The organism is Nonomuraea sp. NPDC048882, from assembly GCF_040649755.1.
Lineage (GTDB): Bacteria > Actinomycetota > Actinomycetes > Streptosporangiales > Streptosporangiaceae > Nonomuraea > Nonomuraea maheshkhaliensis.
This window is the reverse complement of the sequence record NZ_JBEZGB010000008.1, coordinates 427,136-440,592: the sequence shown is the minus strand read 5'-3', so window position 1 is coordinate 440,592 and position 13,457 is coordinate 427,136. Positions and strand designations below refer to the sequence as shown.

Sequence of the window (13,457 nt, the reverse complement as noted above, 5' to 3'; positions counted from 1 at the left end):
GTTCGTTCGATCACGTTGCGTATAGCGTGCGGGATGTCCACGCAGTCAGCGAAAGGAATCCCCCATGAAATCCCTCAGCCTGCTCCTCACCCCGGTCCTTGCCGCCGCCGTCGTGGCGGCGCCGGCCGCGCCCGTCCAGGCGGCCGCCCCGGCCTGCCACGCGCATGTGTGCCTGTGGACGGGGGCCAACTACACGGGTGCCGTCTACACCTGGTGGGAGGCCAACGGGAACCGGTTCATCGGCGGTACGCACGCCGACAACGTCGGGTCGTTCGTGGCCACGAGCGGAGCCTGCTTCGTCGACACCGCCGACACCGAGTGGAACTGGCGGGCCAAACGGCTGGCGTCGGCCGGCGACTACAGCTCCAACTATCGCGGCCGGTTCGGCGGCGTGATGGACCGCATCGCACCCGCCCGCTACTGCTAACCCGTCAGCGGCCGGGCCTCCCCTCACCCGGCCGCGCCCCCCGCCCGTCACCGGTGGCCGGCTTCCCTCCCTCGCCGCGCCACCCGTTACGAGCCCGTCGCCGACCGGGGTATGGGTCAGCAGGTGGCGAGGGCGTGCCGCCACACCTCGTCGAGCGCCATCTGGATCGCGCCGGTGAGCACCGTGCCCTCGGCCAGCTCCGACAGCTCCACCCGCGGTGCCGTGAGCGTCAGCCCTTCGAGGTGCCGGACGATCGCCTCCAGCAGGACCGTGCCGGCCCGGGCGATGCCGCCGCCGATCACGATCGCGTGCGGCGAGAGCACCAGGACGGCGGGCGCGACCGCCTCGGCGAAGACGGCGGCGACCTGATCGACGACCTCGGCAGCGAGCACGTCACCCGAGGCGGCGGCCGTGAAGACGGCGGCAGCGTCCGTCACCTCGGCGAGGCCGGACCCCGGATGCCCGGCGGCATGGCGACGGGCGAGCCCCACGATCGCCTCGGCCCCGATCGCCCGCTCCAACGGCCCCCGCCCATCGCCGTCCCCGCCGCTGTCGGTCTGACCGGAAGGGCGGATGAAGCCGATTTCGCCCGCCTGGCCCGCGCCTCGGTGCAGGCGGCCGTCGATGACGACGCCGGCCCCGAGGCGTTCGCCCCACTGCACCGCGAGCAGCGTGCCTGCGCCGGTGTGGCGGCGGGCGGCTGCCAGGGCGGCGAGGTCGGCGTCGTTCTCCACCGTGACCGCGCACCGGAACCGGTCCCGCAGGCGGCCGGCGAGGTCGATCTCCGACCAGCCCGGCACGCTCGGCGCGAACAGCACGCGGCCGGTGCCCGCCTCGACGATGCCCGGGGTGGCCGCGGTGACGGCCTTGACCTGGTCGGTGGTCAGGCCGGCGATCGCCAGCGCTTCCTGCGCCGCCTCGTCCACCGCCTGGAGCAGGTGCCGGGCATCGCCGTGCCCGACCGGCCGGCGGACCTCGGCGAGGCGCTCGCCGGCCAGGTCGGCGACGGCCGCCGCCACGGTGTGCGGGCCGACGTCCAGCCCGAGCACGGGCGCCGCCCGGCCGTTCAGCGTGAACCGGGTCGCCGGCCGCCCCACCGCGGCCGGCTGGGGCGCGTGCTGGCGTAACCAGCCGCCGGCCAGCAGGTCCTCCACGGCCTGGGCGACCGTGGGGCGGGTGAGCTCGGTCAGCCGGGCGAGTTCGGCCACCCGTACGGGCTCGGGCGCCTGCCTCCGGACCGCGTCGAGCACCGCCGCCCGGTTCATCCTCCGCAGCACCGGAGTCCCCGGCGGCCTCTCCTCCTGCATACGCATCCCTCGACCATCCGTTTCGGCACAGACCTTGACCTCGGGCGGACCGCAGCTGAGTATATTTTCGCAACGATCTTACGAAAAGTCCTTACATATCGGACTTTTCCGTACCGGAGGTGGCCGTCATCATGCCCCACTCCCGCCCCCCACAGAGCCCCTTATTCCGCTTACGACCCCGTCTGGCGGCAGCACTCGCCGTTCTGCTAACGATGCTCGCCGCCCCGTTCGTCTCCCAGCCGGCCGCCGTCGCCGGAACGCCCGCGTCCCCCATCTCGCCTCCCACCTCCTCGGAACGCTCCGGCGGTTCAGGGGGCCCGGCGGCACAGGCCCTCGAACGGCTGATCGGCGCCCCGCGCGCCGCCCAGGTCACCCTGCGCACGATCGACAAGGGCACGGGCAGGGACCGGTTCGAGGTGTACGCCGAGCGCGGCCGTCTCGTCGTCGCCGGCACCACCCCGGCCGTCCAGCTCACCGGCTTCGGCTACTACCTGCGCCACGTGGCCCACGCCGACATCGCGATCAACGGCTCCCAGACCGACCTTCCCCACCGCCTCCCGCTGCCCGCGTCCCGCCTGGCCAGGGACTCCTCGGTGGATCACCGCTTCGCGCTCAACGACACCAACCAGGGCTACGCGGGACCGTACCTGAGCTGGCGGGAGTGGCAGCGGCGGATCGACGTGCTCGCGCTGCACGGCATCAACGAGGTGCTCGTGTACGAGGGCCAGGAGGCGGTCTACCAGCGCACGTTCACCGAGTTCGGCTACACCGACGAGGAGATGCGGGCCTGGATCCCACAGCCGGGCCACCAGGCCTGGTGGCTGCTGCAGAACATGTGCTGCACCGACGGCCCCGTCTCCCAGCACCTCATCGACCAGCGGATCGACCTCGGCCGCAAGATGGCCGACCGGCTGCGTTCGCTGGGCATGGTGCCCGTGCTGCCCGGCTACTTCGGCACGGTGCCGACCGACTTCAAGCAGCACAACCCGGCCGCCAACACCGTCCCGCAGGGCACCTGGAACAAGCTCGAACGCCCCCACTGGCTCGACCCGACCGACCCGATCTTCGAACGCGTCGCGGCCACGTTCTACCGGGTGCAGAGCGAGCTGTTCGGCGACAGCACCATGTACAAGATGGACCTGCTGCACGAGGGCGGCACGGCCGGCAAGGTCGACGTCGCGCGCGCCTCGCAGGCGGTGCAGCGCGCCCTGAACACCGCACACCCCGACGCCCTCTGGGCGATCCTGGGCTGGCAGAACAACCCGCTGCCCGCGACGCTCCAGGCCATCGACCGCAGCAAGATGTTCATCGTCGACGGCATCAGCGAGGAGTCCGGCATCACCGACCGCGACAAGGACTTCTTCGGCACCGGGTACGCGTTCGGCACCATCTGGAACTTCGGCGGGCACGTCAACCTCGGCGCCCGGCTCACGGTGTGGAACGAGAAGTTCCACGCTTGGCGGGAGAGGCAGGGCACGGCCATGAACGGCATCGCGCTGATGCCGGAGGCGATCGACAACAACCCGGCCGCGCTCGCGTTCTTCACCGACCTGCCGTGGCAGGACGGCCGCGCGGACATGGCGCACTGGTTCGACGACTACGCCACCGCCCGGTACGGCCGCGACGACCCGCACGCCAAGGCGGCCTGGCGGATCCTGCTCGACACCGTCTACAGCTGGCCCGCCACCGCCGACACCCGCCACGTCACCGGCCTGTACGACGACCAGCCCGGCCTGGCGAACACCGGCTACCCCCTGCAGTACGACATCGCCGCCTTCGACCGCGCCCTCGACGAACTGCTTCAGGTCGACCGGCGCCTGCGCGGCTCGGGCGCCTACCGCTACGACCTCGTGGACGTCGCCCGGCAGGTGCTGGCCAACCACAGCAGGCTGCGGCTGCCCGAGATCCGCGCCGCCTACCGGGCCAAAGATCTCGACCGTTTCGAACGCCTCACCGGCCGGTGGCTGGACGGCATGCGGCTGATGGACCGGCTCCTGGGCACCGACGAGAACTTCCTGCTCGGCACGTGGCAGCAGGAGGCCCGCCGTCAGGCCGCGACCCCGGCCGAGGCGGCGACCCTGGACTACAACCTCAAGTCGCTGGTGACGCTCTGGGCGGCCGGCTCCGATCTGCAGGATTATGCCCGCAGGGAGATGAACGGCCTGGTCGGGCAGTACTACGCGAAACGCTGGCAGCTCTTCTTCGACAGCTTGAAGGCGGCGCTGCGCTCGGGCGCGGAATACGCGGAGCCGATCGACTGGCGGGCCGTGGCCGAGGAGTGGTCCAGGGCCGGCACCAGGCTCGCCGCCGAGCCGCGCGGCGACGCCTACGGCCTGGCGAGCGAGGTGGCCGCGATCCCCGAGGGCGCGGTGAGCGTCGCTGCCGACCGGAGGGGAGTCAAGGCGGGTGAGAGCGTGCGGGTGACGGCGGTGTTCGGCAACGCCAACACGCTGCGGCCCACCGGCCGGGTCACGCTCGAGCTCGACGCGCCCCGGGGATACCGGGTGCGGGCCACCTCTCCAGTGCGGGCCGATCGGGTCGCTCCCGGCGGCACATTCACCGCGACGTGGACGGTCACCGTGCCCGCTGCCGAGACCGCGGGCACGACCCCGCGGCTGAACGTCACCGCCGACTGGCGATCGGCCGCGAACGACCGTCGATCCGACGCGAGCGACCGTCAATCCAACGCGGACGACCGTCGATCCGACGCGGACGACGCTCAATCCGGCGGACGCGGACGGCAAGCTGACGGAGGCGAACGGCAATCCGGCGAGAGCCGGCGGGACACGGCCTCGACCAGCCTGCTGGTCGCCGGGACCGTACCCACCTCATATCGGACGATGAGCAACACACAGGCCGAGTTCGCCACCACCGGCGACGCGGTGGCCATCGCGGCGGGCGGGGCGGACCTGTGGAGGGAGACCAACGAACTGGCCGCCGCCTACCGCCCGGACGTCCTGGCCGACGGGCAGCAGCTCCAGAGCACGGTGCTCGTCCAGGACGGCGCCGCCGAGTACACCCGCTCCGGGCTGGTGGTGAGCGACGATCTGGCCACCCCGGGAGCCACCGGGTACGCCAACATCGCCGTCACCCCAGGTCACGGCTGCCTGTTCAGCTGGGACTCCGACGGTGACGGCCGGCTCGACTCCAGCGCGGAGGCGGGCGGGTTCACGCCGCCCGTACGGGTGCGCATCGGCAGGTCGGGCGACCGGCTCACCGGCTCCTGCGGCACCGACGGCCAGAACTGGACGGTGGTCGGATCGGGCGCCGTCCCGGGCGCGGGGGTGGCCACGCTCGACGTCGGCGTGTTCGTCAGCGCCGCCAACCGGCACACCGGCGGCCAGGCCATCGCCGTCCTGACCGAGCCCGTCTCGGCCCCGTCCACTGCGCGGGACAGTACCGCCGATACCCTGCGCAGCCTCCGCAAACCGGTCACGGCACTGAGCTCGGAGCCGAACCGCGGCCCCGCGCACGCCAACGACGGCAACCGCGCCAACTCCCCGTACTTCGCCTCCCAGATGAACTGGGACACCACCTGGTGGCAGGTCGATCTCGGGGAGATCGACGACATCTCACGCATCAACGTACGCAACTACGTCAGCGGCGGACGTTTCTACGAGTACCGGCTGGAGGGCAGCCTCGACGGCACCACCTGGTACACCCTCGGCGGCCGGCGGGGCCCCCGCGCCGCGACCGACGCCGGCGACACCATGACCACCGAGGCCAGAGCCCGGTACGTCCGGATCGTCGGCACCCACAACACCGCCAACCTCTCCTTCCACCTCACCGAAGTCAGCGTCTACGGCACCCCGACCCCCTGACACACTCCCGTCGGGCCGGCGTCTCCTGCTTAGGGTCATCCGTGCGGGGACGCCGGCCCCGTGCGCGGGATCGGCCCCGCTGGTACGCCGTGCGCGTGATCGGCCCCGCTGGTACGCCGTGCGCGTGATCGGGCCTTCTGGTGCGCCGGTCGCGGGATCGACCCTCACAGCCAGTCGTCCGTGTGATCGACCTTGGCAGTACTTTGTACCCGTGACCACCGAACCCCCCGAGGCCCCGTCTCCACCCACTCCCGGCGTGGGCGGCGTGGTCAGGCGGATCGCCTGGGGCGCTCTTACGCTCTTCCTCGCCGCGTTCGCCGTCTTCGAGAGCCAGAAGTACGGCCTGCCGACCACGGCCGCCGCGCTGCTGTTCTTCGCATTCCCCGACCTGACCCGGCTCGCCGGCCTCCGCCCGCCTGGCGTGCTGTACCAGACCGTGAACCGGGTGTGGATCCCGCTCGCGGTGCTGGTCGGCTACAGCTTCGGCCCGATCGTCTGGCCACCCCTCTTCACGGCCGGCCTGGGCTGGCTCACCCGCATCACCCTCGACCGCACCCTTGGTCGCGGACCCACCACCACCTGACCGCACACTCGGTCGCGGACCGGCGTCGTCACTGAACAGAACCCCTCCGGCGCGGGCCCGCTGCCACCTGACCGCATGCTCGGCCGAGGGCCGGGTTGCATCACTAGACCGGGCTCTCCGGCACGATCCCGCTGCCACCAGACCGTGCGCTCGGATGCGGGCCCGCGACCTGATCGCGCGCGTGGGTGCGGACCCTGGCACCGCCTGACCGGGCGCCCGCGTCGCCTCTGATCACCGGGACGGCGCCGCACCTCCCGCTGCCGGTCCGCGCGTCTCAGGCATCGCGCCCTGCACAGTCGCCCTGGCAATAGCCGTTGGTGACGATCAGACGCGCACGGGCGGTCGTATAGGCGGAGGTCTGCGCACCGACGATCACACCGTGACAGCGGGGACAGGTGACCGGTTGATCGGCTTCCTCGGAAACCCTTCCCGCCGTCTCGGGTGAACGGCCCACCACCGCCGGAGCCCTTCCCACGGTTTCGGGCGAACGGTCTCTCACCCCATCCGACTCCGGAGGGTTCATTCCCGCGCTCTCATACGGACGGCGACTCGCCCCGTCCGGCTCCGCAGCAGCCCCTCCGGGGGTCCCGGGCGGACGGCGGCTTGCCCCATCGGGCTCACCCACGACCTCGGGCGGACGGGTTCCACCCCCGTCCGGCGCTGTCTCACGAGGCGGGTCGGCGTTGGCGGGGTCGGTCACGACATGGCTCACTGGGGACTCGGTCATACCCCTAACTGTCCCGGATGCCACCGACAATTCCTGCGACTTGCCCGTCCCCCGTAAACCGGCAGGTCACGGCAGCACTCAGGCGCTCTCCCCGACACTGCGCGCATGCCAATCCGCCAACGCCACCAAGAGACCGTCCGCCACACCGCCGAACATCGCCGCGAGCTCCTCCGCGTTGTCCACCACCACGACGTGATCAAGCAGCTCCGCGCGCAGCTTGGCCGCCCTGGTGTCGCCTCCGCCGTCGGGGTCGAAGGCGGTGGCAGCCAGGAACAGACCACCGATACCCGCCGCGGTCGCGGTCTGCCGCGCCTGCGTGCCCAGGACCGCCGCCGGATCGGCCGGTACGGCGGGCAGAGCCGGACGTCCGTCGCGCAGCAACAGTGTGAGCGGCCGGACGGGCACCGACTCCGCCACCACGCCTTCGGGCACATGAACGCCACCGTCATCCCGGCGCGTCACCTCGGCCGGACGCCCCCACGGCAGACCTCGTTCAGCATCCTCACCAGCGCCGGCGCGCGTGAACAGGGCGCCGTCGGCGTCGACGACGAGGTCTCCAGGCTGCCATCGCTCGCCGTCGAGCGGCGCATGCGCATTCGTCATGGACGGCACGGTACGCCCTGGGTACGACAAATCAGGTGGTCCCAGCGGTCTCCGGCTGTTCGGAGCTCAGAGAGTCGATCAGGGCGTCGGCCTCGGGGTCGCGGACAGGGGCGGCCAGGCCGACGAGGACGAACACCGCCAGCGAGGTCAGCACCGGCGCCGCCACCTCGACGGTCTGGCTCTGCCCCGGGAAGACGTACTTCACCAGGGCGAACACCACCAGCCCCGCCGCCCACGACCCGATCGCGGCCGCCGGGCCGCAGCGGCGGAACGCCGGCAGCATGCCGAGCAGCATCGGGATGGCGATCGGCCCGACCAGCGCGCCGAACCAGAGGATCAGCAGGCCCAGCACGCCGCCGAAGCTGTCCGCGGTGAGCGCGATGCCCATCGACAGCGCGATGAACAGGAACGTCGACACGCGGCCTGCCAGCAGCTCGGCCTGGGACGAGAGCCGGCTCGCCCGCTTCCACACCGACGGGATGATGTCCCTGATCACGACCGAGGAGATCGCGTTGGCGTCGGACGACGTCATCGCCATCGTGTGCGCGAACATCCCGGCGAGCACCAGGCCGATGAGCCCGCCCGGCAGCAGTTGCTGGGTGAGCAGCGCGTACGACTGGTCGGGTTCGGACAGGCCGGGCAGCAGGACCGGCGCGGCCCACATGGGGAAGAACAGCACGAGCGGCCAGAAGAGGTACAGCGCCGCGGACAACAGCGCGGCGCGCCTGGCCGAGGCGCCGGTGGGCGCGGCGATGAAGCGCTGGGCCAGGTTCCAGGTCCCGCCGTTGTACGACAGCGTGTTGATCAGCAGGTAGACCAGGACGAAGCCCACGGTGTACTTGTCGTTGAACGGCTGGCCGTGCCCCTCGGGCAGCCGGTCCCACAGCGTCCAGATCGCCGACACCCCGCCGAGCTGGGCGAGCACCGCGACGAACATGGTGATCCCGGCGACGAGCTGGATGACGAACTGGCCGAGGTCGGTGAGCGCGTCGGCCCACAGCCCGCCGATCGTCGAGTAGATCAGCGTGACCCCGCCGGTGAGCAGGACGCCCCAGGCGATCGGCACGCCCGCGAACACCTGCAGCAGCAGCGCGGTCGCGGCCCACTTGGCGCCCACGTCGAAGACCTTGAGCGCGGTGCCGCTCCACGCCAGCACCTGCTGCGCCGGCACGTTGTAGCGGGTGGCCAGGTATTCCAGCGGCGAGATGATCCCGAGCCGCTGCCGCAGCCGTGGCCAGCGGGGCGCGAACAGGAACGATCCGACAACCATGGCGAACGTGATGCCGATCGCCCACCAGACGTACAGGGTGAAACCGGCGGTGTACGCGATGGCCGCGTACCCGACGAAGACCGCGGAACTGTATCCCGACATGTGGTGGGAGATGCCGGACAGCCACCAGGGCATTTTGCCGCCGGCGGTGAAGAAGTCCCGGGCGTCGCGGATGCGGGATTTCGCCCAGATGCCGATGGCGATCATCACGACGAAGTAGCCGCAGATCACTAGCCAGTCGAGAAAGCCCATGAGATCTCCCAGATCGGGGGTGGGGGAGCGGTACGGGGGTGCGCGGAAGGTTGGTAAGCGGTCCAGGGTGTGCGGATGCCGGAGCGGTCCGGGTGCGGGTGCGGATGGGGGAGCGGTGCGGGTGCGGATGGCGGCAGGGAAAGGGGCAGGTCAGGAGGTGTGGGCGGGGACGCCGTTCACGAAGGTGCGCAGGACGGAGGACAGGTCGGGGGTGGTGACGATCAGGTCGGCGGGCGCGCCGGGCTCGACCCGGCCCCGGTCGAGGCCGAGCAGCCGGGACGGGTTCGCCGAGGCCAGACGTACGGCGGTGGGGAGATCCAGCTCGGTCCGGGTGACCGCCCAGGCGAGGCACTCGAACAGTGAGCTGCCCGACCCGGCCAGCAGTTCACCGCCGGGCAGCGTCACCCGGCCGTCCGGCCGCACCGTGACCCGCCCGCCGACCGGGGTCGTGTAGTCGCCGGGCGGGCGCCCGGCCATCGCGACGGAGTCGCTGACCAGCAGCGAACGGCCGGCGCCCTTGGCGCGCAGCATCACGGTGAGGGTGTCGGCGGGCAGGTGGTGCCCGTCCGCGATGAACGTGGCGGCGAGCCGGTCCTCGGCCAGCTGCGCCCAGAGGTGGTTGGGATGCCTGCGGATCATGGTGTGGGCGCCGTTGCCCAAGTGGGTGGAGAGCCGCGCGCCCGCCCGTACGGCCGCCTCGATGTCGGCGGGGGTGGCCGCGGTGTGCCCGATCGAGGCGATGACGCCCTGCCGGGAGAGGCCGGCGATGTATGCGGCGGCGCCGGGCCGTTCGGGGGCCAGCGTGACGATCCGCACCAGCCCGCCGGCCGCCTCCTGCCAGCGCGTGAACTCGGCGAGGTCGGGGTCGCGCAGGTGCGCCGCGTCGTGGGCGCCGCGCGGCCCGTCCTCGGCCGCCAGGTACGGGCCTTCCACGTGCACGGCGGGGACGGCATGCCGGACCAGCGGATCGGCCGCGTGGGCCGCCGCGATCACGCGCAGGTTGCGCACGATGGCGGCTTCGGGGGCGGTGATGATCGTGGGGCACAGGGTCGTGGTGCCGCGCCGCCACAGCTCGCGTACGAGGTCGGACACGTCGCCGATGGACAGGTCGGGGGCGTTGAAGTCGAGCCCGCCGTACCCGTTGACCTGGAGATCCACCAGGCCGGGGAGGATGAGCGCATCGGGCGCGCCGCCGACGTCGGTGATGTCGGTGACAGCGGCGATCCGCGACCCGTCCAGCTCGACCCGCACGGCCCGCCCGTCCGCAAGCCTGCCCGTCACCTGGCCGGAACGTCCGGCGGCAGGCCCGCCCTCGACGCTCATCCCGCCACCCCGAGCAGCTCCCTGGCGGCGGCCATGACCAGGCGACCGGCCTCGGGCGTGAACGCGGCCCGCAGCCCGTAGGCCCGGTGGGCCTCCTCGATCTCGTACCCGCCGGCCGCGTAGTGCGACTCCGGATAGGGCAGGTAGCCGGGCACGCCGCCGGTGTACCCGGCGACCAGCAGCCCGGGGTCACCGGCGGCAGCGCGCAGCTCCAGGGCGAACTCGACGAAGGGCTCGCCGGGCAGGAAGACCAGCGGCACACCGGCCCACCGGTGCACGGCCACCTGGACCTCGACAGCCCCCGGCCCCGGGTCGCGGAGCTGGGCGCGGGCCCAGCCGGCCCAGATCCCGCCGGGTTCGCCGGCCAGCCTACGCAGCTCGTCAGCGGTAAGGGGCTCACCGACGGGCAGGGCGACGGGCGCGGCGGCCACCGACACCGGGCCCGTGACCGCCCGCGTCCCGGCGTCGAGGACGGCCTGCCCGACCAGGGCCCCGTTCTCGCGCGCCGCCTCGAACGTACGCCCAGGCATCGGCCCGGCCCCGGGCCGCAGGCTGTCGACCGCGGCGTGCCCGGTGTTGAGCTGACCGCAGCAACCCTGCAAGAACAGGGCCACGCCGCCGATCGCGGACTCGACGTGCCGCCGCGCGTACCCGGGCCAGTCCGCGGTGACGCTCAGGTTGTCGGGGCCGAGCGTCACGGGGTGGCAGGCGTGGGAGAACACGGTGGCGATGGGCTCGCCGTCCGCGCGCTCCAGCCGGACGACCGGGACCGCCGGGTCGGTGAGGGTCCCGCCGCGCCGGTTGTGCGCGACGCCGTGCAGCGTGCCGTGGCCCCGGCGCAGGACGGCGGGCGTCAGCGCGGCGAGCGCGGCGGCCCCGGCGTCGGCCATCCGCGCGCGGGCGTGCGCGACGTACGCGGGGTCGGCCACGCCGCCGATGCCGCCTTTGGTCACTGCGGGCCCGGCATGCGTGTGCGTGACCGCCACAGCCACCGCCTCGGCCGGGATCCCGGTGCGCTCGTGCACCTCGGCGGCGACGCTCCGCACGGTGGTGGGGTCGAGCGCGATGAGGTCTGCGCAGATCACGACGGACGTGGCGGTGCCGTCGGAGACCGCCACGGCGGTGGCCGGCAGCGGATCGTGCACGGCGGCGGACGGGGACAGCCGGGCGGCGTACCCGGCGAGCGAGCCGCCGACCGGCGGCGTGAGATCCGCGACCGCGGCCCCGGCCAGCAGCGTCACAGCCATCGCACCCGCCCCCTGAAGCGGTCCTGGAAGAGCGCGTTGCGCTCGTCGCCACCGGGCGCGTTCCCGCTGCGCCAGATCTCGGGGACGACGCCGCGCCCGGCCAGTTCGGCGACGGCCGCCGCCATGAGCACGTTGAGCGCGTACGCGTTGGCGAACGTCGAGATCGCGCCCACCCGCTCCGGCACCCCCTCGATCTCCAGCACGGCGTCACCTACCGGCACCTTCGTGTCGATGTGCAGGTCCACCAGGTCGTGCAGGTTACGCCCGGTCGGGTGCCTGGCCGGATGATCGGGCGCGGTGCGGTCGGCGTGCTCCCTGGAGGAGACGCCGATGAGGGTGACGCCGCGTTCGCGGGCGGTCAGGGCGGCGTCGATGAGCGCGGCGTTGATGCCGTACGCGTTCACCAGGACCAGCAGGTCGCCCGCGCCGAGCCGGTTGTCCTCGATGACCACGCGGCCGTAGCCGGGGGTGCGTTCGATCGCCATCGAGCGCAGCGCGCCGCCGGACAGCAGCGTGCCCTCGTCGAGGATCGCGCTGACGTTCACCAGGCCGCCGGCGCGGAAGAACACCTCCTGCGCGGCCAGGTTGGAATGCCCTCCGGGGCCGTAGACGTAGATCAGGCGCTCCCCGTCGCCGGCGCGCCGGGTGAGGTGGTCGGCGATGAGTGTCGCCGCCGCCGCGACGGCGTCGGCCTCCTCGGTCTCGATCCGGCCGATCAGGCGGGCGACCTGTTCGGCGTACGTCCGCATGAGCGGCACGTGCCGTCCGTTTTGCACCTGCAGGGCTCCTCATGACCGATGAAAGCGATTGCAGGCATTCAAGACCAAGACAGAAGCCCGGTCAAGAGGCGGAACGCGGCCCCGTGGAGTCGCGCGCGACGAACACGCCGGGCAGCGCGACGTGCTCGGCCGGGCCGCCTGGCGTCTCGATCTGCCTGGTCAGAACCTGTACGGCGGTCGCCCCGAGATCGTCCATCGGCGCGGTCACCGTGGTCAGGCTCGGCGTCACGGTCCTGGCGAGCAGCACGTCGTCGCACCCGACCACACTGCGCTCCCCGGGCACGGAGACGCCCCGGCCGGCCAGCTCGGCGAGCACCCCGCACGCGGTCAGGTCGTCGAAGGCGAAGGCCGCCGTGGCGCCGGTTTCGAGCAGCGCGGCGCCGGCCTGCCTGCCGCCCTTGAACGTCGCCCTGAACGGGCCCAGCTCGGTCAGCTCCACCCCACGCCCCCGCGCCCACCTGCGGATCGCCTGCGAGCGCCGCCCCGCCGCCCACGACGCGCTCGGCCCCGCGAGCAGCGCGAACGAGCGGTGGCCGTGCTTGTGCAGATGCTCGCCCGCGTCGAACAGCGCGCTGGTGTTGTCGCAGATCACCGAGGACAGCTCGCGCAGCGGCCGGTTGAGCAGCACGCACGGCAGGCCCCGCGCGGCCTCGCGCAGCGCCGCCGACGACGAGCGCGGCGAGGCCACGATCACCCCGTCGACCCGGCTGCGCAGCTGGGCGACGTGACGCACCTCCGCCGCCGCGCTCTCCTCGGCGTCGATCAGCATGACCGAGCTGCCCATCCGCTCGGCGGTGCGCTGGATCGCGCGGACGAGCAGCGGGAAGAACGGGTTGGTGATGTCGGGCACGACCAGCCCGATCATCTCGGCCCGCCCGGTGACCAGGCCGCGCGCGGCGGAGCTCGGTTGGTAGCCCAGCTCGCGGGCGGCGGCCATGATCTGCTCCCTGACCGGGGCGCTGACCAGCTCGGGACGGTTGAAGGCGCGCGAGACCGTCGCGGCGGAGACGCCGCACCGCTGGGCGATCGAGTAGATCGTCGGCTTGCTCACGGCACGCTCCTCGGGGGTGGGCTCGATCCGGCTTGACCGGAGTACTCTAGCGAAGCCAGAATCCATG

The 13,457-nt window shown here is 72.6% G+C and carries 10 protein-coding genes; 3 read left to right on the top strand and 7 right to left on the bottom strand.

Annotation, left to right across the window (positions count from 1 at the left end):
* Window positions 1-64 precede the first annotated feature (64 nt).
* Window positions 65-427, top strand: coding sequence for a peptidase inhibitor family I36 protein (locus AB0C27_RS29405; protein ID WP_357850001.1), 363 nt, complete (start codon window positions 65-67; stop codon window positions 425-427).
* Between the two features lie 116 nt (window positions 428-543).
* On the opposite strand, the gene AB0C27_RS29400 is transcribed toward AB0C27_RS29405, so the two are convergent.
* Entirely contained in the window at window positions 544-1,740 is a 1,197-nt protein-coding gene (locus AB0C27_RS29400) for an ROK family transcriptional regulator (protein WP_357849998.1), read from the bottom strand.
* A gap of 206 nt (window positions 1,741-1,946) precedes the next feature.
* On the opposite strand from AB0C27_RS29400, the gene AB0C27_RS29395 reads away from it, so the two are divergent.
* The gene (locus AB0C27_RS29395) at window positions 1,947-5,555 is read left to right on the top strand and encodes an alpha-N-acetylglucosaminidase TIM-barrel domain-containing protein (RefSeq protein WP_357849995.1); all 3,609 of its coding nucleotides are present in this window, start codon (window positions 1,947-1,949) and stop codon (window positions 5,553-5,555) included.
* A 211-nt stretch (window positions 5,556-5,766) separates the two neighbouring features.
* Complete coding sequence (locus AB0C27_RS29390) at window positions 5,767-6,138, top strand: hypothetical protein (RefSeq protein WP_357849992.1); 372 nt, start codon at window positions 5,767-5,769, stop codon at window positions 6,136-6,138.
* A gap of 805 nt (window positions 6,139-6,943) precedes the next feature.
* Here AB0C27_RS29390 and AB0C27_RS29385 read toward each other — a convergent pair.
* The 6 genes from AB0C27_RS29385 to AB0C27_RS29360 all read right to left on the bottom strand — a co-directional run bounded on the left by AB0C27_RS29385 (window position 6,944) and on the right by AB0C27_RS29360 (window position 13,390).
* Window positions 6,944-7,468: a hypothetical protein gene (locus AB0C27_RS29385; RefSeq protein ID WP_357849989.1), complete on the bottom strand. Its 525-nt coding sequence runs from the start codon at window positions 7,466-7,468 to the stop codon at window positions 6,944-6,946.
* 31 nt (window positions 7,469-7,499) lie between these two features.
* A complete protein-coding gene (locus AB0C27_RS29380) occupies window positions 7,500-8,990 on the bottom strand; it encodes a sodium:solute symporter family protein (RefSeq protein ID WP_357849987.1) in 1,491 nt (496 codons plus the stop codon).
* A gap of 150 nt (window positions 8,991-9,140) precedes the next feature.
* Entirely contained in the window at window positions 9,141-10,313 is a 1,173-nt protein-coding gene (locus AB0C27_RS29375; RefSeq protein ID WP_357849984.1) for an amidohydrolase family protein, read from the bottom strand.
* Entirely contained in the window at window positions 10,310-11,560 is a 1,251-nt protein-coding gene (locus AB0C27_RS29370; RefSeq protein ID WP_357849981.1) for a neutral/alkaline non-lysosomal ceramidase N-terminal domain-containing protein, read from the bottom strand. Before AB0C27_RS29370 ends, AB0C27_RS29375 begins: the two co-directional genes overlap by 4 nt.
* Window positions 11,551-12,336, bottom strand: coding sequence for a sugar isomerase domain-containing protein (locus tag AB0C27_RS29365; protein ID WP_357849978.1), 786 nt, complete (start codon window positions 12,334-12,336; stop codon window positions 11,551-11,553). The genes AB0C27_RS29370 and AB0C27_RS29365 overlap by 10 nt, the downstream gene beginning before the upstream one ends.
* Window positions 12,337-12,400: 64 nt before the next feature.
* Entirely contained in the window at window positions 12,401-13,390 is a 990-nt protein-coding gene (locus tag AB0C27_RS29360; protein WP_357849975.1) for a LacI family DNA-binding transcriptional regulator, read from the bottom strand.
* Window positions 13,391-13,457: the final 67 nt, after the last annotated feature.

Excerpts from the sequence above, each read along its gene's own strand:
- AB0C27_RS29405 (WP_357850001.1), top strand. The coding sequence starts at position 65 with ATGAAATCCCTCAGCCTGCTCCTCACCCCGGTCCTTGCCGCCGCCGTC.
- AB0C27_RS29400 (WP_357849998.1), bottom strand. The coding sequence starts at position 1,740 with ATGCGTATGCAGGAGGAGAGGCCGCCGGGGACTCCGGTGCTGCGGAGG.
- AB0C27_RS29395 (WP_357849995.1), top strand. The coding sequence starts at position 1,947 with ATGCTCGCCGCCCCGTTCGTCTCCCAGCCGGCCGCCGTCGCCGGAACG.
- AB0C27_RS29385 (WP_357849989.1), bottom strand. The coding sequence starts at position 7,468 with ATGACGAATGCGCATGCGCCGCTCGACGGCGAGCGATGGCAGCCTGGA.
- AB0C27_RS29380 (WP_357849987.1), bottom strand. The coding sequence starts at position 8,990 with ATGGGCTTTCTCGACTGGCTAGTGATCTGCGGCTACTTCGTCGTGATG.
- AB0C27_RS29375 (WP_357849984.1), bottom strand. The coding sequence starts at position 10,313 with ATGAGCGTCGAGGGCGGGCCTGCCGCCGGACGTTCCGGCCAGGTGACG.
- AB0C27_RS29370 (WP_357849981.1), bottom strand. The coding sequence starts at position 11,560 with ATGGCTGTGACGCTGCTGGCCGGGGCCGCGGTCGCGGATCTCACGCCG.